19 protein-coding genes are annotated in these 25,113 nt (G+C 44.5%); 14 read left to right on the top strand and 5 right to left on the bottom strand.

Translation table 11 applies throughout. The features are described 5' to 3' along the window. The first annotated feature begins 307 nt into the window (after window positions 1-307). The 11 genes from AB4482_RS22105 to AB4482_RS22055 all read left to right on the top strand — a co-directional run bounded on the left by AB4482_RS22105 (window position 308) and on the right by AB4482_RS22055 (window position 16,307). Window positions 308-3,481 carry an HD domain-containing phosphohydrolase gene (locus AB4482_RS22105; protein WP_372181712.1) on the top strand — a complete coding sequence of 1,058 codons (3,174 nt, stop codon included), beginning with the start codon at window positions 308-310 and terminating at the stop codon, window positions 3,479-3,481. A 391-nt stretch (window positions 3,482-3,872) separates the two neighbouring features. Then, window positions 3,873-4,592, top strand: a complete 720-nt coding sequence (locus tag AB4482_RS22100) for a GntR family transcriptional regulator (RefSeq protein ID WP_102428969.1) — start codon at window positions 3,873-3,875, stop codon at window positions 4,590-4,592. 100 nt (window positions 4,593-4,692) lie between these two features. Continuing rightward, window positions 4,693-5,589 carry a methylisocitrate lyase gene (prpB, locus tag AB4482_RS22095; protein ID WP_372181711.1) on the top strand — a complete coding sequence of 299 codons (897 nt, stop codon included), beginning with the start codon at window positions 4,693-4,695 and terminating at the stop codon, window positions 5,587-5,589. A gap of 146 nt (window positions 5,590-5,735) precedes the next feature. Then, a complete protein-coding gene (prpC, locus tag AB4482_RS22090) occupies window positions 5,736-6,938 on the top strand; it encodes a 2-methylcitrate synthase (RefSeq protein WP_372181709.1) in 1,203 nt (400 codons plus the stop codon). A 101-nt stretch (window positions 6,939-7,039) separates the two neighbouring features. Continuing rightward, complete coding sequence (gene acnD, locus AB4482_RS22085; RefSeq protein ID WP_372181708.1) at window positions 7,040-9,676, top strand: Fe/S-dependent 2-methylisocitrate dehydratase AcnD; 2,637 nt, start codon at window positions 7,040-7,042, stop codon at window positions 9,674-9,676. Window positions 9,677-9,685: 9 nt separating this feature from the next. Next, complete coding sequence (gene prpF, locus AB4482_RS22080; RefSeq protein ID WP_372181713.1) at window positions 9,686-10,858, top strand: 2-methylaconitate cis-trans isomerase PrpF; 1,173 nt, start codon at window positions 9,686-9,688, stop codon at window positions 10,856-10,858. Between the two features lie 118 nt (window positions 10,859-10,976). Further along, window positions 10,977-12,881 carry a propionyl-CoA synthetase gene (locus AB4482_RS22075; protein ID WP_372112908.1) on the top strand — a complete coding sequence of 635 codons (1,905 nt, stop codon included), beginning with the start codon at window positions 10,977-10,979 and terminating at the stop codon, window positions 12,879-12,881. 147 nt (window positions 12,882-13,028) lie between these two features. Beyond that, complete coding sequence (locus AB4482_RS22070; RefSeq protein WP_050648228.1) at window positions 13,029-13,475, top strand: hypothetical protein; 447 nt, start codon at window positions 13,029-13,031, stop codon at window positions 13,473-13,475. Between the two features lie 236 nt (window positions 13,476-13,711). Continuing rightward, on the top strand, window positions 13,712-14,113 hold the full coding sequence (locus AB4482_RS22065) for a glycine zipper domain-containing protein (RefSeq protein ID WP_004733606.1): 402 nt from the start codon (window positions 13,712-13,714) through the stop codon (window positions 14,111-14,113). A gap of 215 nt (window positions 14,114-14,328) precedes the next feature. After that, a complete protein-coding gene (locus AB4482_RS22060; protein WP_009846623.1) occupies window positions 14,329-14,808 on the top strand; it encodes a GNAT family N-acetyltransferase in 480 nt (159 codons plus the stop codon). Between the two features lie 86 nt (window positions 14,809-14,894). Then, the gene (locus AB4482_RS22055; RefSeq protein ID WP_029235369.1) at window positions 14,895-16,307 is read left to right on the top strand and encodes an NUDIX domain-containing protein; all 1,413 of its coding nucleotides are present in this window, start codon (window positions 14,895-14,897) and stop codon (window positions 16,305-16,307) included. A 100-nt stretch (window positions 16,308-16,407) separates the two neighbouring features. Here AB4482_RS22055 and AB4482_RS22050 read toward each other — a convergent pair whose 3' ends face one another. Then, window positions 16,408-17,217 (bottom strand): Cof-type HAD-IIB family hydrolase, encoded by an 810-nt coding sequence (locus AB4482_RS22050; RefSeq protein ID WP_017062301.1) that lies wholly within the window; start codon window positions 17,215-17,217, stop codon window positions 16,408-16,410. A gap of 184 nt (window positions 17,218-17,401) precedes the next feature. Between AB4482_RS22050 and queE the strand changes: the two genes are divergently transcribed. Both queE and queC read left to right on the top strand, forming a co-directional pair. Continuing rightward, window positions 17,402-18,070, top strand: a complete 669-nt coding sequence (queE, locus tag AB4482_RS22045) for a 7-carboxy-7-deazaguanine synthase QueE (RefSeq protein WP_346762947.1) — start codon at window positions 17,402-17,404, stop codon at window positions 18,068-18,070. A gap of 58 nt (window positions 18,071-18,128) precedes the next feature. Continuing rightward, a complete protein-coding gene (queC, locus tag AB4482_RS22040; RefSeq protein WP_243583528.1) occupies window positions 18,129-18,824 on the top strand; it encodes a 7-cyano-7-deazaguanine synthase QueC in 696 nt (231 codons plus the stop codon). A gap of 7 nt (window positions 18,825-18,831) precedes the next feature. Here the strand turns inward: queC and AB4482_RS22035 are convergent, their stop codons facing one another. The 4 genes from AB4482_RS22035 to AB4482_RS22020 form a co-directional block, all read right to left on the bottom strand. After that, window positions 18,832-20,811 carry a diguanylate cyclase gene (locus tag AB4482_RS22035; protein ID WP_136974303.1) on the bottom strand — a complete coding sequence of 660 codons (1,980 nt, stop codon included), beginning with the start codon at window positions 20,809-20,811 and terminating at the stop codon, window positions 18,832-18,834. 162 nt (window positions 20,812-20,973) lie between these two features. Next, window positions 20,974-21,324, bottom strand: coding sequence for a DUF2750 domain-containing protein (locus tag AB4482_RS22030; protein ID WP_017062305.1), 351 nt, complete (start codon window positions 21,322-21,324; stop codon window positions 20,974-20,976). 135 nt (window positions 21,325-21,459) lie between these two features. Beyond that, complete coding sequence (locus tag AB4482_RS22025; RefSeq protein ID WP_372073936.1) at window positions 21,460-22,077, bottom strand: OmpA family protein; 618 nt, start codon at window positions 22,075-22,077, stop codon at window positions 21,460-21,462. Next, window positions 22,077-23,384, bottom strand: a complete 1,308-nt coding sequence (locus tag AB4482_RS22020) for a TolC family outer membrane protein (RefSeq protein WP_017062307.1) — start codon at window positions 23,382-23,384, stop codon at window positions 22,077-22,079. Before AB4482_RS22020 ends, AB4482_RS22025 begins: the two co-directional genes overlap by 1 nt. Window positions 23,385-23,786: 402 nt before the next feature. Between AB4482_RS22020 and AB4482_RS22015 the strand changes: the two genes are divergently transcribed. Further along, on the top strand, window positions 23,787-25,113 hold a 1,327-nt coding region (locus AB4482_RS22015), incomplete at its 3' end, for an Ig-like domain-containing protein (protein ID WP_372181705.1).

Raw genomic sequence — 25,113 nt, 5'->3', positions numbered from 1 at the left:
GTGCCGTCTATCCGACATTTACTGTTGAATGATATCTGGATTCTAAAATCGTAGTTATTGTCTCAGAATGATTGAATTCATTGACAAAGGTTGGATTTAACTAGCGTTTTCTACTCGAGTGCATTGGTTGTTGGTCTATATTGTTAGATGTGACTACGATAACTATTTCTGCAAAAGAGTCAGGTGTATAGAGGTGTTAGATTTTAGATGTGGAATAATGAGTTACTATAGTTGATATGCAACTTAAGCGGTATTGATTGCGCTAGGCTGTTAACTTTGGAGTTGGCGATTATTCAAGGATGAAATAATGGCATTAAAAAAAATTTCGTTACGCTTTACCGTTGGAACAATGTTCATACTCGCGACTGTGCTAACGGCTGTGGTTGCGGTCTCTCTTCAATACTACTTCAGTAAAAAAATGGCGACTGAGAATACCCTATCAAAGTTGACGATGGTGTCCCAAGAGCTGAGTAACTATATCGGCGCGGTTGATTCTGACGCAGCCAATACCGCGCGTTTACTTTCTTCAGTGAAACGTTCTATAAGTAACAAAATATCGAAAGAAGAGTCGCGTAGTATTCTTTCAGAAGCAATTAAAGATAACCCTCTCTTTTATAGTATTTACATTGGCTCATCTAATGAAAACTTCTTCCAAATTATTAATCTAGAATCTGCCCCTGTCGTTAGAGAAAAAATCGGTGCACAACAAAAGGACCGTTGGGTTGTGGTTGAGATTCATAATATAGGGGAGGAGCGCGTCCGTACGACGAAATATTTTGACCAAGAGTTTACGCTAAGAAACTCAACTACGGAGCAGAGCAACTACCTTCCAACAACCAGGCCTTGGTATGTTTCTGCCAATGTTCAGTCGGTCGAAAAAACTCAGCCATATCTTTTCCAGCATTTACAAATTACCGGGCAAACTTATTCTTTAGCGTTTGATTCGAAAATCGAATCTGAAGTTCAACATGTGATTGGTATTGATATTGTGTTGTCTTCTTTAGCTAGCAAACTATCAGGTACGGCGCTTGGCTTAGCAGAAGACAGTAAGGTTGAGTCTTTCTTATATTCGAAATCGGGTAATATTATTGCGTCTAACCTCAAGGTTAACAATCAGGAATCGGAGTTTGATGTATCAACATTGATGCTATCGTCTGAGCAGCAAGCCTTGATTAACGATACCCCTCCGCTGTTAGTGTCTAATCAAAATGATTGGGGGCCGATGGACTTTTCAGTGGCGGGAAAACCAAACGGCTATGCGATAGACCTTCTTAAAATGATTGGTGAGATGACAGGGATCAGGTTTGAATTTGTTAATGGTTTCTCTTGGGGCGAGCTTGTCAGTAAGTTTCAAGAAGGAAGTATTGATGGCCTGCAATCGGTTCAACATTATAAAAATAATGGCATAGATGGCCTATACACGACTCCAATTTATGAATTGCCATTTTCTATCGTGACAAGGGTCGGCGCGAAGGTTGTCACTAATTATGCCGAGCTTGAGGGTAAAAAAGTTGCCATTTTATCTGGGTGGTCAATTATTCCTAAGTTGAGAGAGGATTTTCCGAACATTGATTTAGTTGAATTTGAAAACCTAGAGTCTGCATTTAATTCAATTGAAAGCGAAGAAAACTTTGCTTTCTTAGAAGCAGAACCCGTACTCTCGTTTGCATTAGATAGGTTTTTCCAGCCAGGCCTTGTTGTCAATGGGACTCTAGAAGATCTAAAACAGAACTACTCAAACCAATTCCACTTGGTGCTGCAGAGCAAGCATAGACAATTGCTCCCAATCATTGATCAAGCTATCAGCAAGTTAAGTGGTGAACAACTTGATGCCTTAGCGAAAAAGTGGCTGCATGATACCGGCTTTAATACGAATACGACGGTTCCTTATACTGAACTTTATGATTTGACTAAGGAAGCAACGGTTGAAGGCAGTATGGTAAGGGTAGAGTTGAATGGCGAGATCAAACATCTCTATTTAAAGAAAATAGACACGGGCGAACACTACTCTGAGTATTTTGCGGTATTGATTCCCGAATCTGAAGTCTTCAGTACAGTCAATAAACGTCTAGCAACCTCTGTTGGTGTAACGGTGTTACTGATGAGTTTGACGTTGCCTATTGCTTGGGCTTTTGGTGCGCCGATAGTGCATCCAATTCGCCAATTAGAGGAAGAGACTCATAAGGTTAAGCTGCGTGATTATGACAACGTGACAATTCTTGATACTCGAATCAAAGAAGTGTGGGAATTATCTGTTGCTGTAAAAGATATGGCTATGGAGATTAAACGACATGAACAGATGCAAGAGGCGTTTGTTGAGTCGTTTATCAAGCTCATCGCTCAAGCGATCGATGATAAGTCCGCTTATACGGCAGGGCATTGTAATCGTGTACCAGAACTCGGCTTGATGCTGGCTGACGCGGCGGAACAATCGCAGTCTGAGCACTTCAAAGACTTTGAGTTTAAAAATGATGACGAACGCCGTGAGTTTAGAATTGCGGCTTGGCTTCATGATTGTGGCAAGATCACGACACCGGAACACATCGTCGATAAAGGTACGAAGTTAGAAGCGAACTACAACCGAATCCACGAGGTGAGAACTCGATTTGAAGTACTTTGGCGTGATGCGGAAATCACCGCTTTGAGAAAACAACTTGATGGTACGCTATCAACGCAACTGATAGCCGATGAACTTACGGCAACGAAGCAGCAGCTACAAGATGACTTTGCCTTTATCGCTGCGTCGAACGTTGGTGGTGAGTTCATGAGTGATGACAAAGTCACTCGTATTCGCTCGATAGCTGAGACGACCTGGACGCGTCACTTTGATGATCAACTTGGTCTATCACCGATAGAGGCAATGAATCGAGAGCCGAGTTCAAGTTTACCAGCCACAGAACCACTTTTGAGTGATAAGCCAGAGCACATAGTGAAAAGAGATAGGCCGTTAGAATTTGACCCGAAACATCAAATTAAAATGGATGTGCCTGAGCACTTATACAACCTAGGCGAAGTCTACAATCTGAGTATTGCACGCGGTACATTGACTGCTGAAGATAGATTTAAGATAAACGAGCACATGCTTGGCACGATTAAGATGCTTGAGAACCTGCCATTCCCGAAAGAGCTAAGTCGTGTTCCTCGCTACGCTTCAACTCACCATGAAACACTTAAAGGTACAGGGTATCCAAGGAAGCTGACTGGTGATGACCTCTCAATCCCAGAACGTATTCTGGTGATCTCTGATATTTTTGAGGCATTAACCGCTGCAGATAGGCCTTATAAGAAGGCTAAGCCAATCAGTGTTGCTGTCGACATCATGTATAAAATGGCATTGGACGAGCATCTCGATATCGAACTGTTTAGATTGTTCTTAACCAGCGGCACTCACCTGCGTTATGCAGAAGAGTATCTGAAGCCGGAACAAATTGATTTCGTTGATATCAGCAAATACCTAGATGTTACTCGTCAGATTGCTTGAGTAAAGGTGGCTTGTTAGAACGGGGTCTATGAATGAAAGGCGCACATGAGTGCGCCTTTTTTATATCTGTTTATCGGTGAGCTGGTGGATAGATACTAAGGGATCTGCGTTTGACAAGTTCGGCTATAAGTTGTCGACACATCGATTCTAAGTAATTTTAGAGTAGATAAGAATTTAGTGGTTCTTTCTCCGTTTAAATCTATATATAACAAATGCTTGATTTGTTTTCAGTGTCCTTTTGGATGAGTTTTTATCGTCTATAAAAAATACTACCTTAGTCTAAATTGTCGACAATTATCTTGATTGTCGACAATTTAATCGTGTATTTTATGTTCATGTTATGGAATTGTTGACAATTAAGGTTCAGCAAATAGAAGTGAGCAGCGTGAATATGAATACTGCGATAAAAGATCTCAGCTTAAATGCAAACACGAAAACACGTGTTAGCGATAAAGAGAACACTAAATCAGAAAATCTCACTGAGTATCTCGTTGAGGCGATTGTTAGCGGTGAATTACTACCGGGCAGTAAGATTTCGGAACCTGAATTGGCTAAACGCTTCGAAGTAAGCCGAGGCCCATTACGTGAAGCGATAATGCGAGTTGAAGGGCTTGGCCTAATAGAACGCATTCCACATGTTGGCGCGCGAGTGATTACTTTTTCGGCAGAAAAACTGCTAGAGCTTTACGCGGTGCGAGAGGCTTTGGAAGGCATGGCTGCTCGCTTAGCAGCAAGACATATCACACAAGAAGAGCTTGTCGGGCTTGAAGGGTTATTGTCGACACATTCAAAGCATATCGATGAAGTCGAAGGTTCTTCTTACTTTCATCAACATGGGGATTTCGATTTCCATTATCGCATTATCAAAGCGAGTCGTAACAGCAAACTCATTTCGCTGCTGTGTGACGAGCTTTATCACCTATTACGAATGTACCGCTATCAATCGCCTAGGGCTCAGTCTCGACCAAAAGAGGCGCTCGATGAACACAAATACATCCTACAAGCGATTCGTAATCGCGATGAAGAGCTAGCAGAAATGCTAATGCGACGACACATCTCGGGCAGTCGATTGCTGATAGAACAACAAATTCAATCCAAAGATCTTGATTAAGCGACCATTGGAATCTGTCAGCGGATCAGTGCTGGCGATAACCAAAAGCCGTAAGTCTTAAAGGTTAGCTAGAAATAAACAATTAACAGGGAGCGTCATTATGAAGTTATCAGCAGGAGCAAAGTTCCGACAAGCTGTGCAAGACAACGACCCATTGCAGATCGTCGGTACGGTGAATCCGTATTGCGCGATGATGGCAAAGAACTTGGGGCATCAAGCTATTTACCTATCTGGTGGAGGCATCGCCAATGCGTCTTACGGTTTGCCTGATTTAGGTATCACCACATTGAACGATGTGTTGGTGGATGTTGAACGTATTACCAATGCGTGTGATTTGCCTTTGCTGGTGGATATCGATACGGGTTTTGGTGGCGCATTTAATATTGCACGTACCATTCGCGCTATGGAGAAGGCAGGCGCAGCTGCAATTCATATGGAAGATCAAGTGGCCCAGAAACGCTGTGGTCATCGACCAAATAAAGCGATTGTGAGCCAGCAAGAGATTGTCGATAGAGTCAAAGCGGCAACAGATGCTAGAACCGATGAGAGCTTTGTGATTATGGCGCGTACGGATGCATTGGCGGTTGAAGGTATTGATAGTGCGATTGAACGAGCGATTGCGTGTGTTGAAGCGGGCGCTGACATGATTTTCCCTGAGGCGATGAATCAGCTAGACCAATACGTGAAGTTCTCGGCGGCGTTGAAATTAGCAACGGGTAAGCACGTGCCTATTCTTGCGAACATCACTGAGTTTGGCCAAACGCCACTCTACAACTGTAATGAGTTGGCCCAATCAAGTGTCGACATGGTGCTTTATCCATTGAGTGCGTTCCGTGCGATGAACAAAGCGGCGGAGAATGTTTACAAGCACTTGTTAGTTGAAGGCAATCAAGAAGCTCTGTTGGATTCAATGCAAACCCGTAAAGAGCTTTACGAACACCTGAATTACCACGACTACGAAAACAAGCTTGATCAGTTGTTTTCAAGTGAAGGGTAAACCAGTTTCAATTAATCAAAAATCAACTTAATCCAATAACGTGAAATGGTTAGTCGCCATATCCAGTACCGATCATAAAGATCATCGGACATATAAACAGGCAGCACCAAAGAGTGCAGGCGGCTAACACAGAAAAGGAGTTCACCATGTCTGTATCTTTGAGTGATAAAGCAGCTGTCGAAAAGGCTTCAACAGAAAACCAACAACAAAGCGAAAAAATAGCCAGCGCACCTGCAATCGGTGGTGCTGGTCTACGTGGCCAAAGTGCGGGAACCACCGCGCTATGTACCGTAGGCCAGTCAGGAACGGGTTTAACTTATCGTGGTTACGATATTACCGACCTTGCTAATCATGCTCAGTTCGAAGAAGTGGCGCATCTGCTACTAAGGGGTCACTTACCCAGTGAAAAAGAGTTAGACAATTACAAAACGTTGTTGATTGGTTTACGTGGCTTGCCTCAACCTTTGAAAGCAGCACTAGAGCTTATCCCTGCAGACGCTCATCCAATGGATGTGATGAGAACGGGTTGTTCAATGCTAGGTAATCTAGAGCAAGAGTCTGATTTTTCTGAGCAACTCCCCGCGACCGAACGAATGCTCGCACTTTTCCCTGCGATTATTTGTTACTGGTATCGCTTTAGCCATGATGGCGTGCGCATTGACACTGAAGATCAAAGCGAAGCGTGTCTGGGTGGCTACTTCTTGAAGATGTTAACGGATAAAGCGCCGAGTGAACTTCACAAGAAGGTAATGCACTGCTCGCTCACCCTGTATGCGGAACATGAGTTTAATGCTTCGACTTTTGCCGCTCGTGTGTGTGCATCAACCCTGTCTGATATCCATTCGTGTGTCACCGCAGCGATTGGTACGTTGAGGGGCCCTTTACATGGCGGTGCGAATGAAGCCGCGATGGAAATGATCCAAGATTGGCAAACCGCCGATGAAGCGGAAGCGAACATCATGAATATGCTCGCCAACAAAGACAAAATCATGGGCTTCGGTCATGCCATTTATCGTGAGAGCGACCCACGAAATGCTCTAATCAAGCGTTGGTCAAAAGAGCTAGCTCAAGAGGTCGGTGATAAACAGCTTTACGCCGTTTCAGAACGTGTTGAAGCGGTTATGAAGCGCGAGAAAGGCTTGTTCTGTAATGCTGACTTCTTCCATGCGTCGGCTTATCACTTCATGGACATCCCAACCAAACTGTTTACGCCAATCTTCGTGATGAGCCGCCTTACGGGTTGGACAGCACACGTGTTCGAACAAAGAGAAAACAATCGCATCATTCGTCCAAGTGCAGACTACACCGGGCCAGAGCATCAAGACTGGCTACCAATCCACTTACGTTAGTTCTCTATATCGAGCCGACTTATGTCTTGAGGTGACTTCCGTCTTCATATGACAAGGCCTCAAGAACCAACGAATAGAATTTAACAGATAATGGTGGATGTATGTCTGATGTAAAACTTGAACAAGCTCAGTACCTTGATAAAAATCAGTACCGGAAACTTTTACCCGGAACCCATTTAGAGTATTTCGATGCTTGCGAAGCGGTAGAAGCGATATCTCCGGGCAGTTATAAAACCTTGCCTTATACGTCGAGAGTATTGGCAGAGCAATTAGTAAGACGCTGTGATCCTGAAACCCTTGAAGGCAGCTTAAAACAGATCATTGAACGCAAGAGCGACTTAGATTTTCCTTGGTATCCTGCGCGCGTGGTATGTCATGACATTCTTGGTCAAACAGCCTTGGTTGATTTGGCTGGATTAAGAGACGCGATTGCCGACCAAGGCGGAGACCCTGCCAAGGTGAACCCCGTTGTTGAAACTCAATTGATTGTTGATCACTCTCTGGCAGTGGAACACGCAGGCTTTGATAGCGAAGCCTTTGATAAAAACCGCGCGATTGAAGAGCGCAGAAACGAAGACCGTTTTCATTTTATTGAATGGTGTAAAACCGCGTTTAAAAACGTGAGTGTGATTCCTGCGGGTAATGGGATCATGCACCAGATTAACTTGGAGAAAATGTCTCCGGTTATTCAATCTAAAGAAGGCATCGCTTTCCCTGATACCTGTGTTGGTACCGATAGCCATACACCGCACGTTGATGCTCTGGGCGTTATTGCGATTGGTGTGGGCGGCTTGGAAGCTGAGACAGTGATGCTAGGTCGTCCGTCGATGATGCGATTGCCTGATATTGTCGGCGTTAAACTGACGGGTCAGAGACTAGAAGGGATAACTGCAACGGATATTGTGCTTGCGATTACTGAGTTCCTTCGCAATGAGAGAGTGGTCTCAAGCTATTTGGAATTCTTCGGTGAAGGGGCTCGTGCTCTGACTATTGGTGACCGCGCAACGATATCTAACATGACGCCAGAATATGGTGCGACAGCGGGTATGTTCTATATCGATGAGCAGACTATTCAATACCTGAAACTCACTGGTCGAGAGCCTGAGCAGGTTGAACTAGTTGAACGCTACGCCAAGCAAACTGGGCTATGGGCTGACGATCTCGATTCTGCTCAATATGAGCGTGTACTTGAGTTTGATTTATCGAAGGTAGAGCGCAATCTTGCAGGGCCATCCAATCCCCATCGTCGTTTGCCAACCAGAGAGCTGGCTGAACAAGGCATCAGTCAAGCATCTTGGAAAGAGCAGCATGCTAAGCAGTACAGCGATGATCAGATGCCCGATGGTGCCGTAATCATTGCGGCAATTACTTCTTGTACCAACACCAGCAACCCAAGAAACGTGGTCGCCGCAGCATTAGTGGCTAAGAAAGCCAATCAGCTTGGATTAGTTCGTAAACCGTGGGTGAAAACGTCATTTGCTCCAGGTTCTAAAGTTGCCAAGCTCTATCTCGAGTCGGCGGGTTTGCTTCCTGAGCTGGAACAATTAGGATTTGGTATCGTCGGTTATGCGTGTACTACCTGTAATGGTATGAGCGGAGCCCTAGATCCTGCTATCCAACAAGAGATCATCGACCGCGACCTGTACTCAACCGCTGTGTTGTCAGGGAATCGAAATTTCGATGGTCGAATCCATCCCTATGCAAAACAAGCGTTTTTAGCCTCACCGCCATTAGTGGTTGCTTATGCCTTGGCGGGTACGATTCGCTTTGATATCGAGAAAGACAGCTTAGGCACTGACAACCATGGTAAGCCAATCTACTTAAGCGATTTATGGCCGAGTGATGCCGAGATCGATGCTGTTGTCGGTGAGCATGTTAAGCCTCAGCAATTCCAACAAATCTACGTAAAAATGTTCCAGCCAGACGAGGAGCAGGTGACTACTGAACCGCTTTATGACTGGCGACCTCAAAGTACCTATATTCGCAGGCCACCTTATTGGGAAGGTGCTCTTGCGGGAGAACGAAGCCTATCTGGTATGAGACCTTTAGCGATTCTGGGTGACAATATCACTACAGATCACTTATCCCCTTCAAATGCGATTCTCGCTTCGAGCGCTGCGGGGGAATATCTCACCAAAATGGAAGTGCCGGAAGAGGACTTTAACTCTTACGCGACCCATCGAGGCGATCACTTAACCGCGCAACGAGCAACATTCGCCAACCCTAAGCTGTATAACGAAATGGTTAAGGACGCTGGAGAAGTTGTGCAAGGTTCACTAGCAAGAGTTGAACCAGAAGGTCAAGTTACGCGAATGTGGGAAGCGATAGAAACCTACATGAACCGTAAACAGCCTTTGATTGTCGTGGCGGGTGCCGATTATGGACAAGGTTCATCACGTGACTGGGCAGCCAAAGGGGTGCGCTTGGCGGGTGTTGAAGTGATTGTTGCCGAAGGCTTTGAACGAATCCACAGAACCAACTTAGTTGGAATGGGTGTGTTGCCTTTGCAGTTTAAAGCGGGAACCAATCGCAATACCTTAGAACTGGACGGCACCGAGCTTTACGACGTGTACGGCGACATTGAAGCAGGGTCTGATTTGGCTCTAGTCATCACTCGTAAAAACGGTGACAAGCTGGATGTTCCTGTGACCTGCCGACTAGACACGGCAGACGAAGTGAATGTGTACAGCGCTGGTGGCGTATTGCAACGTTTCGCTAAAGACTTTCTCGCACAGTAGGAGCTTATGATGACAAATAAACAGATAAAAGTACCTGCTACCTACATGCGGGGCGGAACAAGCAAAGGCGTTTTCTTCAACTTAAGTGACTTACCTGAGGCTGCGCAAGTTGCCGGAGAAGCTCGAGACGCATTACTTCTGCGCGTGATTGGTAGTCCAGATCCTTATGGCAAACAAACCGATGGCATGGGTGGTGCAACATCCAGTACCAGTAAAACCGTTATTGTTTCGAAAAGTAGTAAAGCCGATCACGATGTTGATTACCTATTCGGCCAAGTAGCAATAGACAAGCCGTTCGTTGATTGGAGCGGTAACTGCGGCAATCTGTCTGCTGCAGTGGGCCCATTTGCTATTCATAGTGGCCTAGTCGACTCGAATCGTATTCCAGAAAACGGTGTGGTCGAGGTGCGAGTATGGCAAGTGAACATAGAGAAAACCATTATTGTTCATGTACCTATCGCTGGTGGCGAAGTTCAAGAGTTAGGTGATTTTGAACTCGACGGTGTGACTTTCCCCGCCGCTGAGATCCAAGTTGATTTCCTAGACCCCGCCGATGCGAGTGGCTCTATGTTCCCAACAGGGAATGTTGTCGATTTTTTAGATGTTCCCGATCTGGGTTGCATCAAAGCGACATACATTAATGCTGGGATACCCACCATTTTTGTTGATGCTGAATCGGTTGGCTACCAAGGCACTGAACTTCAGTCAGATATCAATAGTGATACCAAAGCCTTGGCTCTGTTTGAATCCATACGAGCACATGGTGCAGTAGCAATGGGTCTTATTGATTCTTTAGAACAAGCTGAATCATGTCAACATACACCTAAAGTCGCGTTTGTTGCTAAGCCTCAAGCGTACCAAGCTTCCAGTGGTAAGTCGGTTGCTGTCGAAGATACTGACCTTCTGGTGCGTGCTTTGTCTATGGGGCAACTGCACCATGCCATGATGGGTACGGCTGCGGTTGCTATTGCTTCAGCGGCAAGTGTTCCTGGCACCTTAGTGAACTTGGCAGCCGGTGAGGGAAGTCGTGATTTCGTGACCTTTGGACACCCGTCAGGAACCTTAAAGGTAGGTGCGAAAGCGCTGCAGGCCGAAAGTGGGTGGAAAATAGAGAGGGCGATTATGAGTCGTAGTGCCCGAGTGATCATGGAAGGTGCCATTCGTGTGCCTTTTCCCAAGTAAAGCGATTGTCGTGAACGGTTAAATGTTCACGAATACAACGCTGAGAAAAGAGTGCACCCAAGTGAAACTGTTAAAAGCTAGTCGCTTGGACTAATGGATAAATCATGGAGGAGGCACTATGTCTGCTACGAATCGAATGACTAGAAAAACAGATTACATCACCGAGTATCAATGGGCGAGGGAAGACCCAAATTCGTTTTGGGAAACACAATCACAAGCGATAGATTGGTTTGAACCACCAAAAACGATATTACAAACTGACGATAACGGAATTGAGCGTTGGTTTCCTGATGGGGTGATGAACACCTGCTGGCTCGCGCTGGATTATCATTGTGAAAATGGGCGAGGTGACAATACCGCACTGATTTACGACTCTCCAGTTACAGGAACTCAATCCTCGTACACTTACAATCAATTGCGTAACCAAGTGGCTAAAGTCGCTGGTATGTTAGCCACGCAAGGCGTTACCAAAGGTGATCGTGTGGTGATCTACATGCCAATGATTCCTGAAGCGGCGATGGCAATGTTGGCCTGTGCACGACTAGGTGCGGTGCATTCGGTGGTGTTTGGTGGTTTTGCCCCTCATGAGCTTGCCGTTCGAATTGAAGATGCCGAGCCCAAGGTGTTGATTACTGCATCCTGCGGTGTCGAGATAAATAAAGTCCTGCCATATAAGCCGATGGTCGATCGCGCGATCATGGACAGCCGATGGAAGCCTGAGAAAGTGGTGGTATTCCAAAGAGAGCAGTCTCTAGCCGAATTGAACAACGAACGTGATGTACTTTGGCAGCAAGCTGTTGAGGATGCTTTGCCTCACGTATGTGTGCCTGTTCTAGCGACTGACCCACTATATATCTTGTATACATCAGGGACGACGGGTAAGCCAAAAGGCGTGGTGCGCGATAATGGTGGTCATGCGGTCGCGATGAAATACTCGATGAGCACTATCTACGATATGCCGCAAGATGGTGTGTTTTGGGCGGCTTCTGATGTCGGCTGGGTAGTGGGGCATTCCTATATTGTGTATGCGCCATTGATTCATGGTTGCACAACCATCTTGTTTGAAGGAAAGCCAGTTAGAACGCCAGATCCGGGGGCATTCTGGCGTGTGTGTGAAGAGTACAACGTCGATGTGTTATTTTCTGCGCCAACGGCATTTAGAGCTATCAAGAAAGAAGATCCTGAAGGCGAGTTACTCACCAAGTATGACTTATCATCGCTCAAGTCGATTTTTATGGCGGGAGAGCGTTTGGACCCGCCAACATTGGATTGGGTTGAGTCTCATACCAATAAACCGGTTATTGACCACTGGTGGCAAACCGAAACGGGTTGGGCTATTTCTGCCAATCCGACAGGGCTGGAATCTTTGCCAGTGAAAGCAGGTTCTTCAACTAAGCCTGTGCCCGGTTACCAAGTCGAGATTCTTAATGAATTGGGTGAAACGGCACAGCCTAATCAGCAAGGCTTTGTTGCACTCAAACGTCCACTACCACCCGGTTGTCTGCCAACGGTTTGGCGTAATCATGATCGATTTGAATCTGGCTATCTGAGCCAATTCCCAGGCTATTATGTTTCTGGGGACGGTGGCTATCTCGATGAAGATGGGTATCTATTTATTATGGGCCGTATCGACGATGTGATAAACGTAGCGGGACACCGTCTGTCGACTGGAGAAATGGAAGAGATCGTGGGTGGTCACCCAGCCATTGCAGAATGTGCGGTAGTCGGGATTCACGATGACTTGAAAGGACAACTTCCTTTAGGTCTAGTTGTGTTAAAAGATGGCGTAAAAGTCGATGGCATTGAGTTGCAAAGGGAATTGGTTGGCAAGGTTCGTAATGAGATCGGCGCGGTAGCTTGTTTTAAGCAAGCCTTGGTTGTTGAGAGGTTACCTAAGACACGCTCAGGTAAGATCTTACGTAGAACGATCCGGCAGATCGCAGAAGGTGAACAATATGTGGTGCCTTCAACTATTGACGACCCTACCAGCTTAGCTGAAATTGCTGAAAAGCTCGGCAAATAGACGTCGCAGTTTAGGTAATCTCACCTTCGGCTTGTTGATTTATACATAATCCGGCGTGATGGTTTACCTAAACTCTACTTTATTCATCCGCTTATCCATTGCGTTTACTATGACCTCATTATGAATCCCACATATTGAGGTCTTTTTATGCGAGCTTACTTTTTGTTGATTGCTTTATTGGTCAGTGGTGCTGCTAGTGCCAGTATTTCAAAGGATGAAGCGAGTAGAGCGTTGTTAGAACCTTTGAGTCATCCCAAGGTATTTAAATGTGTATCAAAGACTGGCGTCGATCTCTATCAAGCGGTTTTTGATATTGGTGTGGGATATGAAGCCGACCCTATTAACTCGAAGATGATCGTTAATTCAAGGAAAGGCCGCTACGAATATCAAATCTTAGGCGCAGTAAGGTCTGAAAGAGCTGGTGAAATTGTCGTGTTAACTCGCCATGTGGGAGACGGTGTTAAAGTTGCGGCTATGATTGATGACGAAAATGGCAAGATACTGGGGATCGGCGATAAAAATCATTATCGAGATTGTGGTGTTAGGCCACCACCTAGCGTAGCAAACATGCAAAACTTTTGGTCTAAAGGCTAAGAGATATGTGAAAGGCAAGAATTATAGAGAAAGCTCGATTGAGGCGACCTTATTGGTCGCCTTTTTTGTTTGTCAGGCTAAAGCGAGCTCAAAGATATATATCAATAAGCACTTATGCGATGGTTGAATGATACATAACTGAACATGATGTATCGTCTAAACGTGGCTTTATTTATCTCATTAACGGTTCTGCTTAAGATGGCTCTACTCCAAACGAAGAACTAAGCGAGACTCCTATGAAATTCACTAAACCTTTTCTTTTAGCGACACTGATTGTGACTCTTTCTGGTTGCGCATCACCAGCAATGGATAACGAAAATGAGAATGCTGCACGTAATCGTGGTGCTGTGGGCGGTGCTTTATTAGGAGCGACAGCTGGCGCTCTAACTGGAGATGCGAGCTTAGCCGCGAAGGGGGCTGCATTGGGTGGTGTGACTGGTGGTGTTGCTGGTTCAATGAAAGATACGGATGATGCAAGAAACGCACAACGAACCCAAGTTACTGCTGATGGTCTAGCGCAAGACAATCGCACTGATGCAGAAAAGCGAGTTGCGGAAGTAGAGGCGGAAATTAAGCTTATTGAACTGGAACAACAGCTTGCTGATCTCAAAGAAGAGAAAGAAGATAACGGTGCATAAAGCTGAAGCTACAGCAAAAGCCACAGCAAAAAACATAGCTTCGATATTCGTTTAATTCAAAATCATTCAAACAGAATGGCCACGTAATGTGGCCGTTTTTGTATCTAAAATACACACTTCAAACAATGAATTAATTCAATAACTTGTATAGATACTCACGCCAAGTACACTAGACTCAGTTTAGATATTAATTTGGTTTGAGAAGCGCAATAGTCATGAATGTCACCTTAAGGGCCGCAAAGCACGCGGATTTAGAACAACTTAACGAGTTAATGTTCGATCTCCACCATCACCACCACCTTGCTAGCCCAGAGCACTTTAAAACGGCAGAAGAGATTGAGCAGGAAAAAAGCATTGCACGATACTTGGATGACCCTGAATGTTTGGTTTATGTGGCATTAAAAGGAGAGCTCATTGTTGGCTTTATCTCAGGGCATTTTTGTGAGCTTATCTCAACGGTCAGCAAACCAGTGCCGATGGGAAGTGTCGATGAACTGTTTGTCTTGCCTGATTATCGAAAAGAATCGATTGCTGAAAAGTTGTTTAACAAAGTTGAAAGTACTTTTGATGATTATGGGGTTGAACAAGTCTTTGTAGAAGTTTGGGACTTTAACTCGCCTGCCAAGGACTTCTATCAAAAAATGGGGTTCACACCTCACATTCAATGGATGAGGAAGGCTTTGCACAAAACGTAGACAGCGATTTTGTGTGGCTTTGATTACAATAGTTCAACTGCAACAGCAGTCTTCAATATTCTTCTATTATTTTTTAGGTAAACTCGTTGGTTATTCGATATTTATTAGTTTTCATACTGTCTCTTTTGAGTACTACTTCCGCTTGGGCAAACGACACTTTGCCCGATCATATCGCGGGCGCCTTGTGTGTAGTACGTGCTGATAACCAAATCGTGTTGGTTGATGAGTTGATCACCGGTCAATTGTCTCTACCGGGAGGCACTGTTGTTTCAGGTGAGCCGCCAGCCGTCGCGGCGCAACGTGAAACGTGGGAAGAGGCTGGTTTGTCGGTAACGGTCGGTGATGTGCTAGGTTATACCGACAGTGCCGTCGTGTTTGATTGTATTTCTGACTCTGAAGTGATCAGTTACAAGGCTCGAAATGAGTTAGGTGGCTTTGAGCTGCCGATTTGGTTTGCTCCTCATTATGGCGTGGAAGTCAGCCGAGCGATGTTACTTCCTCCTACTGAATTGCAAGATCACCAATACCGCTACCCAGAACAGTGGTCTGAGATTAACGAGCTGTTTTTATCTGCGACAGATCAACCGGTGACGTATGTGACTGAGCTGGTGGGCGCGGCACCCAAAGTCCATCAAGTTGAATTAAATTGGATTGTGTCACTTCAAAACACGTTCGATAAGATGCCAAGCGTATTTGCGAATACTGTGCTTTTGACTGACTTGTTGGCCAAGCCATGGGTCTTCATTGTGATATTGCCGTTAATTGCTTGGTACTTTGGCCGTAACTTCGCGTTGAAGTTTGGCTTCACTTTGATCTCGGTGACACTACTTACTTTAATCGCGCACCAAGGTTTTGGTTTTCCACGTCCACACGCTTACATGCCAACATTGAAACTGGTGATGAGCAGTGGGTATAGTTTTCCAAGTCTGTTGGCTGCCTTGTGGGTCAGTTTAACCTTGTTAGTCTTTTGGAAACTAAAGCGCCTCTTGGAGCAAAAAGCCATTCTGGTAGTGCTCGCTGGCCTGCTGTGGATCATGCTATTTAAGTCTTATTCAGGTAGTGCGTTTTTTAGTGATGTATTAATGGGTGGCGTATTAGGCGCTTTAACGACGTGGCATATCGTGAGATTAGACGCGAAACCGGATGTTGATATTAGCGCCTTATTGAGTTCTAAAGGTGTTTGGTGGGCATTGTGCTTACTGTCGATTGTTCTGACGGTGATATGGCCACTGCCAACATTCTCATTCTGGGTGGCGATTTTGATGACGATTGCATGCCTAGTGACGTTAACAGACTCGAAACCTTTGGTTGGTCAGTTCTCATTCAAGATCGTTCTTGGAGTGATGGCGATGTTGTTAGCGGGAAATCTGCTGATTAGCTGGGCTGGAAGCTTTGTCTCTTTCAGCGGTATTGCTTCATTTATTGTTGAAACGTTACGTTTCCCAATCTTGATTCTGTTTGGTGTGGTGGCATTTCGTCTGCCATGGAAAAGAGAGTAAGCGACTCGACTAACACAAAATCAAAAAGGCTGTGCAGTGCACAGCCTTTGTCATTTCTGAAACAAGCAAAAAGTAATTCTTATTAGAACCTGTTGAGCGTTTATGAGTTGAAGATAAACTTCTCAATCGCGACCGCTACACCATGGTCGTCGTTGCTAGCTGTGATGTGATCCGCCAGTTTCTTGGTTTCTTCCATTGCGTTTTCCATTGCAATGCCAAGGCCTGCGTATTCAAGCATATGGTGATCGTTTTCAGCATCACCCATGCAGATGACTTCTTCCGCTTTAATGCCTAAGTGTTTCGCTATCGCTTCAATACCGACACCCTTGTTTGATTTCGGGTTTAGGAACTCTAAGAAGAATGGTGCACTTTGTACGATAGTAAACTGAGTCTTAAGCTCTTGTGGCAACTTACCGATGATTTCAGTCAGCTTGCTTGGTTCAGCGACAATCATAGTTTTGATGATTTCGTGGTCATCTTCTAGTTGAGAAAAGTCGAACTCGGTTATATCTAAGCAATTAATACGCGCTTCAATACCAGTGTACTCATTGTTCTCAGGTGTGATTAAGCCGTGGATCTTGCTGAAAGCATGGACATAACCACCAAGCTGTTCAGCGAGGGCAGCAATCTCTTTTGCGGCTTTACCGTTGCTGATCTCACTGTGAATGATCTCTTTTGTCGATACGTTCTGAACCATAGAGCCGTTGTAGAAGAGTACAAAGTCATCTTCGCCGTCAATCGAAAGCTCATCTAATTTGCTTTGCATGCCTTCTAAAGGGCGACCAGAAGCGAGAACTACTTTCACACCTGCAGCTCGTGCTTTGGCGATTGCGTCTTTGTTCTCTTGAGAAATCACTTTTTCACTGTTGAGTAGTGTGCCATCCATATCAAGAGCAATCAGTTTGTACATGTTGTTCCTTACTAAAAAATTAAAAGCTAACGAAATCTATGGGCGAAAGGATAAGGGAACTTGAAAGTTCAGGCTAGGGCTTTGATCAACTCATTTATCAGTACTCATTTGTTTGACCAAAAGGGGGAAGTGCTTTAAGGTCTGCGGTTGATTAATTTCATCAAATGATTGAGCTGAGGGAAAGTTGTACAAGATTAATGAAATGTTTGAAACCATTCAGGGTGAGGGCGTGTTTACTGGCGTTCCCGCTGTTTTTGTTCGTCTGCAAATTTGCCCAGTGGGCTGTTCTTGGTGTGATACCAAGCAGACCTGGGAAGCGTTGCCAGAAGAGGAAACCAGCCTTGGCGATATTATGGTTAAGACAGAAGATTCACCTACTTGGTCAGCAATCGATGCTCAAGGAATCGTGAATGAATATATCAAGCAAGGTTACACTGCTAAGCACATTGTGATTACTGGTGGTGAGCCATGCATTTATGATCTTGTTCCTCTTACTGAAGCGTTTGAGCAGCACGGTTGTCGCTGTCAGATTGAGACTAGCGGAACATCAGAAGTTAAAGCCACACCGGACACTTGGGTTACGGTGTCACCGAAAGTGGCGATGAAAGCGAAACTGGAAATCTTAGATAGCGCCTTGCAACGTGCTAACGAAATTAAGCATCCAGTAGGTACAAGCAAAGACATCGAACAACTTGACGGTTTATTGGAGCGAGCAGCAGTTCCTAACGACACTGTTATCGCTCTGCAACCAATCAGCCAAAAAGACCGCGCTACTCAGCTTTGTATTGATACCTGCATTGAGCGCAATTGGCGCTTATCAATACAAACTCACAAATATTTGAGCATCGCATAGGTTGTATTTTTACTGGGCAAGATAAGTCGCTAGTAGAAGGTTCTCGTAAGGATTTAAGATGAAAAAAGCAGTGGTAGTATTCAGTGGTGGTCAAGACTCAACAACGTGTCTTGTTCAAGCATTAAAAGAGTATGATGAAGTTCATGCGATTACGTTTGATTATGGTCAGCGCCATAGACTCGAGATTGAAGTTGCTGAGTCATTGTCGAAAGAGCTTGGTGTGAAAGCGCACAAAGTGATGGATGTGACTCTGTTGAATGAACTGGCTATCAGCTCTTTGACTCGTGACGATATTCCTGTGTCTCATGAGCTGCAAGAGAATGGGCTGCCGAATTCATTCGTTCCTGGTCGTAATATTCTATTTCTGACTCTAGCGGGTATTTACGCTTACCAAATCGGTGCTGAAACCGTGATTACAGGTGTGTGTGAAACAGACTTTTCTGGTTACCCTGATTGTCGTAATGACTTTGTGAAGGCGATGAACTCTGCGCTTGTACAAGGTATGGACAAGCCGCTTGATATTAAAACACCGTTAATGTGGCTCAACAAAGCTGAAACATGGGCGTTGGCCGACCAGTACTCAGCACTTGAGCTTGTTCGAAATAAAACACTGACTTGTTACAATGGCATTGTCGGGGATGGTTGTGGCGATTGCCCAGCGTGTGAACTGCGTAAAGTTGGCCTTAACGATTACCTAGGTGATCGTGAAGGTATTATGGCTGAGTTGGTTCGCAAACAGACTGAGAATAAATAACCTCAGGTCAATCAATTGGTTCGTTGTAAGCATCAATGATGCAGTTTCGGCCGTTGCTTTTGGCTTGATAGAGTGCTTGGTCGAGCACTGAATACAAGTCATCAAAGTCACTTAATGCGTTTGAGGTTGCTAGATAAGCAAAACTCGCGGTCACATTAAGTGACTTTTTGCTTTCTGATAAAAAGACAGTGCTTGAAATGGCGTAGTGCAACTCTTCAACGCGTTCTCGTACCTCTGCTGGTGGGGTATCGGTTAATATGATGACAAATTCTTCACCCCCTAAGCGACCAAACAATTCACCATTCACTAAGTGTTTTCTAATTTGATCACTAATATGGACCAGTGCCCGATCACCAGTAGGGTGCCCATGCTCATCATTAATCTTCTTAAACTTATCTAGATCGAGCAGCACGAGCACATGCTGTTTGTCCGTCCCTTTACAGCGTTTCACTCTTTTGATTCTTCGAATTATCTCAGTTCGGCTATATGCTTTCGTTAAGCCATCAATTGCTGCTTTTGCGCGAACCGTTTTGTTTATCAATACCGTGAAGCTTGCAGCGCAAAGCAACAGAATAACAACGATGTTGTACATCCATCTTTGATGTTCCATTTTTTCAATTTGAACGCGGTCGAGTTTCGTCTGATGTGTCAGGAAAGAGCTTTCTAGTTCTTGTTCATATTTGGCGTGCGTCAGGCCGAGCGCTTCGAGTGCGAGTCGATTGTCGATATCTCTAGCTTCCATTTGTATTGACGAGTATCGCTGGTAGAAATAGAAAGCTTGTTGGTAATCGCTAAGTGATTGATGAATATCAGAAAGCTGAAGAAGTGACTGCGCGATGTATTTATGCCTTGTGACTTGTTCAGCTAATTCTAGCGCTTGTTGAGCATAGTTGAGTGCTTCCGTTGGCAGTTTCTGTTCTTCGAACATATCGCTGATCGCCAAGTAAGCATTGATGCGAATGACATCATTGCTCAGTTCGCTCGAAGCTGAAAGAGACTCAATTAGGTAGGTTCTCGCCACATCATAGTTTTTCGTTTGAGTGTACGCTTTTCCTAAGCCAAGACTTGTGAGTGCAATACCGTAGCTATGCGACGTTGAGCTCAGCAGTGTTCTTGCTGTCTGAAAGTGGTGAATTGCTAGTTCACTTTGCTCTTGGTTAAGGTAGAGATCCGCAAGGCTGTGATGCACTTGTGCTTTCATTAAATCTGAAGCGTTTACTCTGAGAATGAGAGCTTGCTCTAGATACTCCGCCGATTTTTCATATTGCTTTAATTCTTTGAGCAAGTTACCCACATCGTTGTAAACCCCTGAAATATCATGCCCTTGTGGAAACACGTTTATTAGTGATAGGTAGGTGTCTAGTGCAGCTTGATAGTCACTGCGGAAATGATGATTGTTCGCGATGACTCGATAAGTCCCGAATTTTGGTAATACAGGGTCAGCGATGTCATGTAAATCTGACTGAAGGGCAGAGCAGTAATAGTTCGCTTGATGGTATTTAGCTTGCTCGTTAAGCGATCGGCATAGCTGGTACTTTAGTAAGGCTTTACCAGTTAAATCACTGCGAGATTGCATTTTCGCCAAAAGTGTTAGAAAGCCTTGTTGTGCTTGTTCATATTGGCCTTTGCCGTCTTTCCTCAGAGCAGAAATAAACGCTGTTTCTATCGCTTGGTAGTCATTGTCGTTTGAAGCGATTCCGTAGAACGGCTGATCTCGGTGGCTCATGTATTGATACAGAAGAGACGCAAGGTAAAGCTTATCTCCATAAACCGTTGAGCCGATGTAGCGTGTTTGCAGCATGTTTAATGCGCGCTCAGGAGAGTGGTTTAAAGTAGAGAGATAAAGCGCGTTCCAATCAGCATTTGGAGTAGAGCTTAGATTGGAGGTATAGACTGGTGAATTGTGGTCACGATCTGATGTTGATACTTGGCTATAAGAACAAAAGCTAATGAATAGTAGAAAGGTAACAAAAACGAAGTGATTCACAAGAGACGATCAATCAGATAAAGAACGATATTCTATTATTAGTTTGATGTTGCTTCAAATTTTGAATGGTGCGACTACGTGGTTATGCGAGGTAGGTCTCTAATTTATTGATACTAATCAGAGGTATATCGGTCGCGCGAATCGTGCGACCGATATCGGAAATTAGATGTATAATTTCGCTAGGTCAGAAGGCTCAAGTTCTTTGCCTTCTAATGTTGCATTCCAGTTAGTACCAACAAGAACGCCGTCTTCAGCAAGAGTCAGTAACCAATCTTCTACAAAGATATCTAGTGGAATTTCTAATACTTCGAAGTCAGCCCACTCTTCAACGTTGTGAGTTTGAGCATCTTCTTTTGAAGACCAGAATGGCATCACTTCGCTGTTTTCGAATTCACTTGAGTCACATGCTAGCCAACCTTCTTCGTTGCGAAGGCCCCATACCAGTTTAGTTTCTTGTGTTTCAGAAACGAAAAGTTCTAGATTTGCTTGAGTATCAGCTGTTAGTTTGCTCATGGATTAATTCTCTATGTTGATAACGTGGCAAGATTAACATTATAGACGGCTTAGGTATATGCTATTCAAGGAATTATCACCATACTGAAACGTTAACTTAAGATAACGTTTCAGTATGGTAAAAGCTGGGTACGCCTACTTTTTAATTTTGGTGAAGATGTGCCATTCTTCTTTGATATTACCCTTAAATCCAACAACGGAAGCAACAACTTTTCGATGTAGTGCGTGATTGATTTGGGTGTCATCACTGCTGAATTCAGAATCACCATGACCTACGATGTTGACTCTAGATGGCTGAATACCGTTGCTAATTAGCGCTCGTCTTACATGTGATGCACGTTCTTTCGAAAGCTTTAGGTTATGTTCCGCGTTACCTACTTTGCTGGCATAACCTTGCAATTCAATGCTGGTACTTTCGTAGCGCTTTAAAAATGCCGCCATTTGGCGTATCTGCCCTAGAAAGACAGGGTTTATTTCCGTTGAATTATTAGCGAAGAGTATATGCAGCTCTTTCTTTTCCGATGACTCGAAATATGATCCACAACCGTCGTTATCGATCTCGGCACCAATTTGTGTATCGGGACATAAATCTCGCGCGTTTATTACACCGTCATTGTCATCATCTTGAAGATCGTAAATTTGAGTGACCGGCGGTAGAGCGCGATATTCGAATTCATCTTCGTTGTTTTCAGCTAAAGCATTGGCAGATACAACCATGAAGCAAAGCGATAATACTGTGTTGGTAAGCTTCATTAATATTCCACCTTTTCATTCCATTCTTCTGGGATCTCAACTCGTAAACCGATGAGTAGGTTACCAGTTGCGTTCATTACGCGATATTTTGCGTATTGCTCGTCATACTTAGCATCTAAATAGCCTTTACGAGCTTCGAATAATTCATTCTCAGTGTTAAGTAAGTCGAGAAGGGTACGTTTACCGATACGGTATTGTTTCTCATATGATATTACCGTGTCTGATGCCGAGTCTACGTGGTCAGATAGGAACTCTTTTTGCTGAACCGTTAAATCAAGTGCGCTCCATGATAGACGTAGACTCTCTTCTACATTGCGGTAAGTACTTTCGCGAAGGTCCTTGGCTTTGTTGAGTTGGTAGGCTGCACTTTCTGTGCGGTCTTGATCCGAACCACCATTGTAAAGGTTGTATCTTAAACGAACCATGGCAGAAAACTCATCGCTGCTGCCTTCTGTACCACCGGCGTCATCACGCCAAGTTTGAGCGGCTTCAAAAGAAACAGTCGGGTAGTTGGTACTCTTAGATTGTTTGTATTGGAACTTCGCTGAGTCAACATCGGCTTGTGCAATCTTAATGACTGGATGCTGGTTAAACGCTTTTGCCAACGCACCATCAACGGTATAAGGAATTGCACCCGCATCTGCGCGAGGGAAAGTTAACCCTAAAGGAGATTGACCAACAAGTCTTTTAAACTGAGTATGCGTATCAAAAAGGTTGTTTTGAGCAGCAAGCAAATTCCCGTGCGCTTTCGCAATACGAGCTTCAACTTGTGACATATCTGCGGTTGAACCAATACCTGATTCCACGCGCTTACGAATATCGTTATATATCTCTTTGTGCGTCGCTAAGTTACTTTCCGAAAGAGAAAGCACTTCATAGGCTTTCACTGCATCAAGATAAACCTTTGTTACTTCTAAAGCGATGTCTTGCGCGTTAGATAGTAGTTGATAGCGCACGGACTCTGCATCAGCCGCAGTACGGTCAATATCATTGGATGTATTAGCGCCATCCCATATTAACTGGGTCAAGGTGATCGTTGCTTCTTTTCTAGTCAGATCGGTAGTGTCTTGGTTGGTTGCTAGATCAGTATGTTCATAACCAATCCCACCATCTAAGTCTATACTTGGTCGATAAGCACCACCAGAAGCGTCGTTAAGATAACGCTTACTGATATATTCGTTATAAGCACTTTTGATTTCAGGGTTGCTTTCTAATGTAAACGCAACGGCTTGCTCTAAGGTTTGTGCTGTTGTCGGCAAACTTAGCGCTATAGCTAACCCTAATGTTGTCGTTTGAATGTAATTCAATTTCCATCTCTCCAAATTGGACTGCATCTAAACCTACGCTTTTTAATGTGCTAGATACGAAATTTAGATGAACCGCCAAAAAAATAACGTTCGCTCGAGAAGCTACCGTAAATGGTTGTAAAGTTGTTAACAGTTTGCTGTGCGTTTTATGATGATTTTGAGAACGTCAATTTTACGTTTTTAGCTCTGTTATTTTTCGCAAACACAATAACTTATATTGATAGTGTGAGCACTTTCATTATTGTGTGATGTGATCAGCGTCATTACCTTGTCACTCGGTATGTTAAATGCACGATTCATAACTAGGAATTATGTGATGTTAAATGTTATATTTCGGCTAATATTATAAATAAGATGTCACAAAGTTGACGTGACAAGCGAAAATGGTTTTTAGGGGTTGATATGGACATTACAGCATTGAATTTGACCGGTGCTCTTGCATTGGGTCAGCGCATTGTTATTTCAGTTGATGGCACGGTTAGAGTACTCGAAGAGGGAGAGCCTCTACAGGCTGGAGATGTAACTCTTGAATCTCAAAATGGACCTAATGAACCTCAGGTATCAGTTAAGCGTTTTTCACCTGAAGACGGTGAAGTTGAACTAGACCAGGATATCGCAAATATTTTTGCCGCATTAGAAGAAGGTGAAGACCCTACTGAGTTAGGAGATGAGTTCGCTACCGCTGCTGGTCAAAATGGTTCTAGCTTGGCAACCAGTGGGACTGTAGAGCGAGACGGTGAAGAAACGATCCCAGCAACCGAATTTATAACAACGGGATTTGAAGCGCTGGGCATGTCGCGAACTCAAAGCCTGAGCCTTCTAGAGCAATTCCGTTCGTTTGAGCAAACTAATAGCGCCCCTACCTTTGTTGATACCAATAACTCGCCTGTCGGTGACACTCTCTCATTTACAACCGATGAAGATACTCCAGTAAGCGGAACGTTGTCAGCATCAGATGAAGATGGCGATTCGCTGTCTTTCGTTAAGTTCACCGATCCATCAAACGGTACTGTCGTTGTCGATGAAAATGGTGATTGGACTTATACCCCCAACGAAAACTACAACGGTACCGATAGCTTTACGGTTATCGTCGATGATGGAAATGGTGGTACTGACACAATTACGGTTAACGTTGGCGTAACTCCCGTAAATGACGCGCCGATAGGTAATGACCTTTCAGTAACCACCGACGAAGATACCCCAGTAAGCGGAACGCTAAACGCAACAGATACGGACGGAGACTCGTTAACATTCTCAAAAGGCACAGATCCGTCAAACGGTTCTGTAGTCGTTGATGAAAATGGTAATTGGACCTATACGCCAGACGAAAACTACAACGGAAGCGATAGCTTCACCGTTGTAGTTAGCGACGGGAATGGAGGCACAGATACTATTACTGTTGATATTGGCGTGACGCCTGTAGATGACGACTCTTTATTTTTTAACCAAGAACTAAGTTATGCGGAAAACCAAGTGGCGGGCGCGGTGGTGGGTACCTTGTCCGGCAGCGATCTGGATGGCGTGACCAAATACGAGTTCAAACACAGTGACGGCACCTTAAGCACCATCAGTGAAGACGGTTTCTACAGTGTCGATGCGGCCGGCAACATCAGCATCACGACAGCGGGCGTTTCGGCGGAGGTGAACGACTTCGAGCAAGGCACGAACAGTGGCGATTACCAGATGGTGATGACCGACGGTTACGGCTCGACAGCGGAAGCGACGGTGA

Origin of the sequence: Vibrio sp. 10N.222.55.C7, assembly GCF_041473335.1 — a bacterium.
GTDB classification, from domain to species: domain Bacteria; phylum Pseudomonadota; class Gammaproteobacteria; order Enterobacterales; family Vibrionaceae; genus Vibrio; species Vibrio crassostreae_C.
The sequence above is the reverse complement of the archived record's forward strand: the minus strand, read 5'-3'. Positions and strand labels throughout refer to the sequence as shown.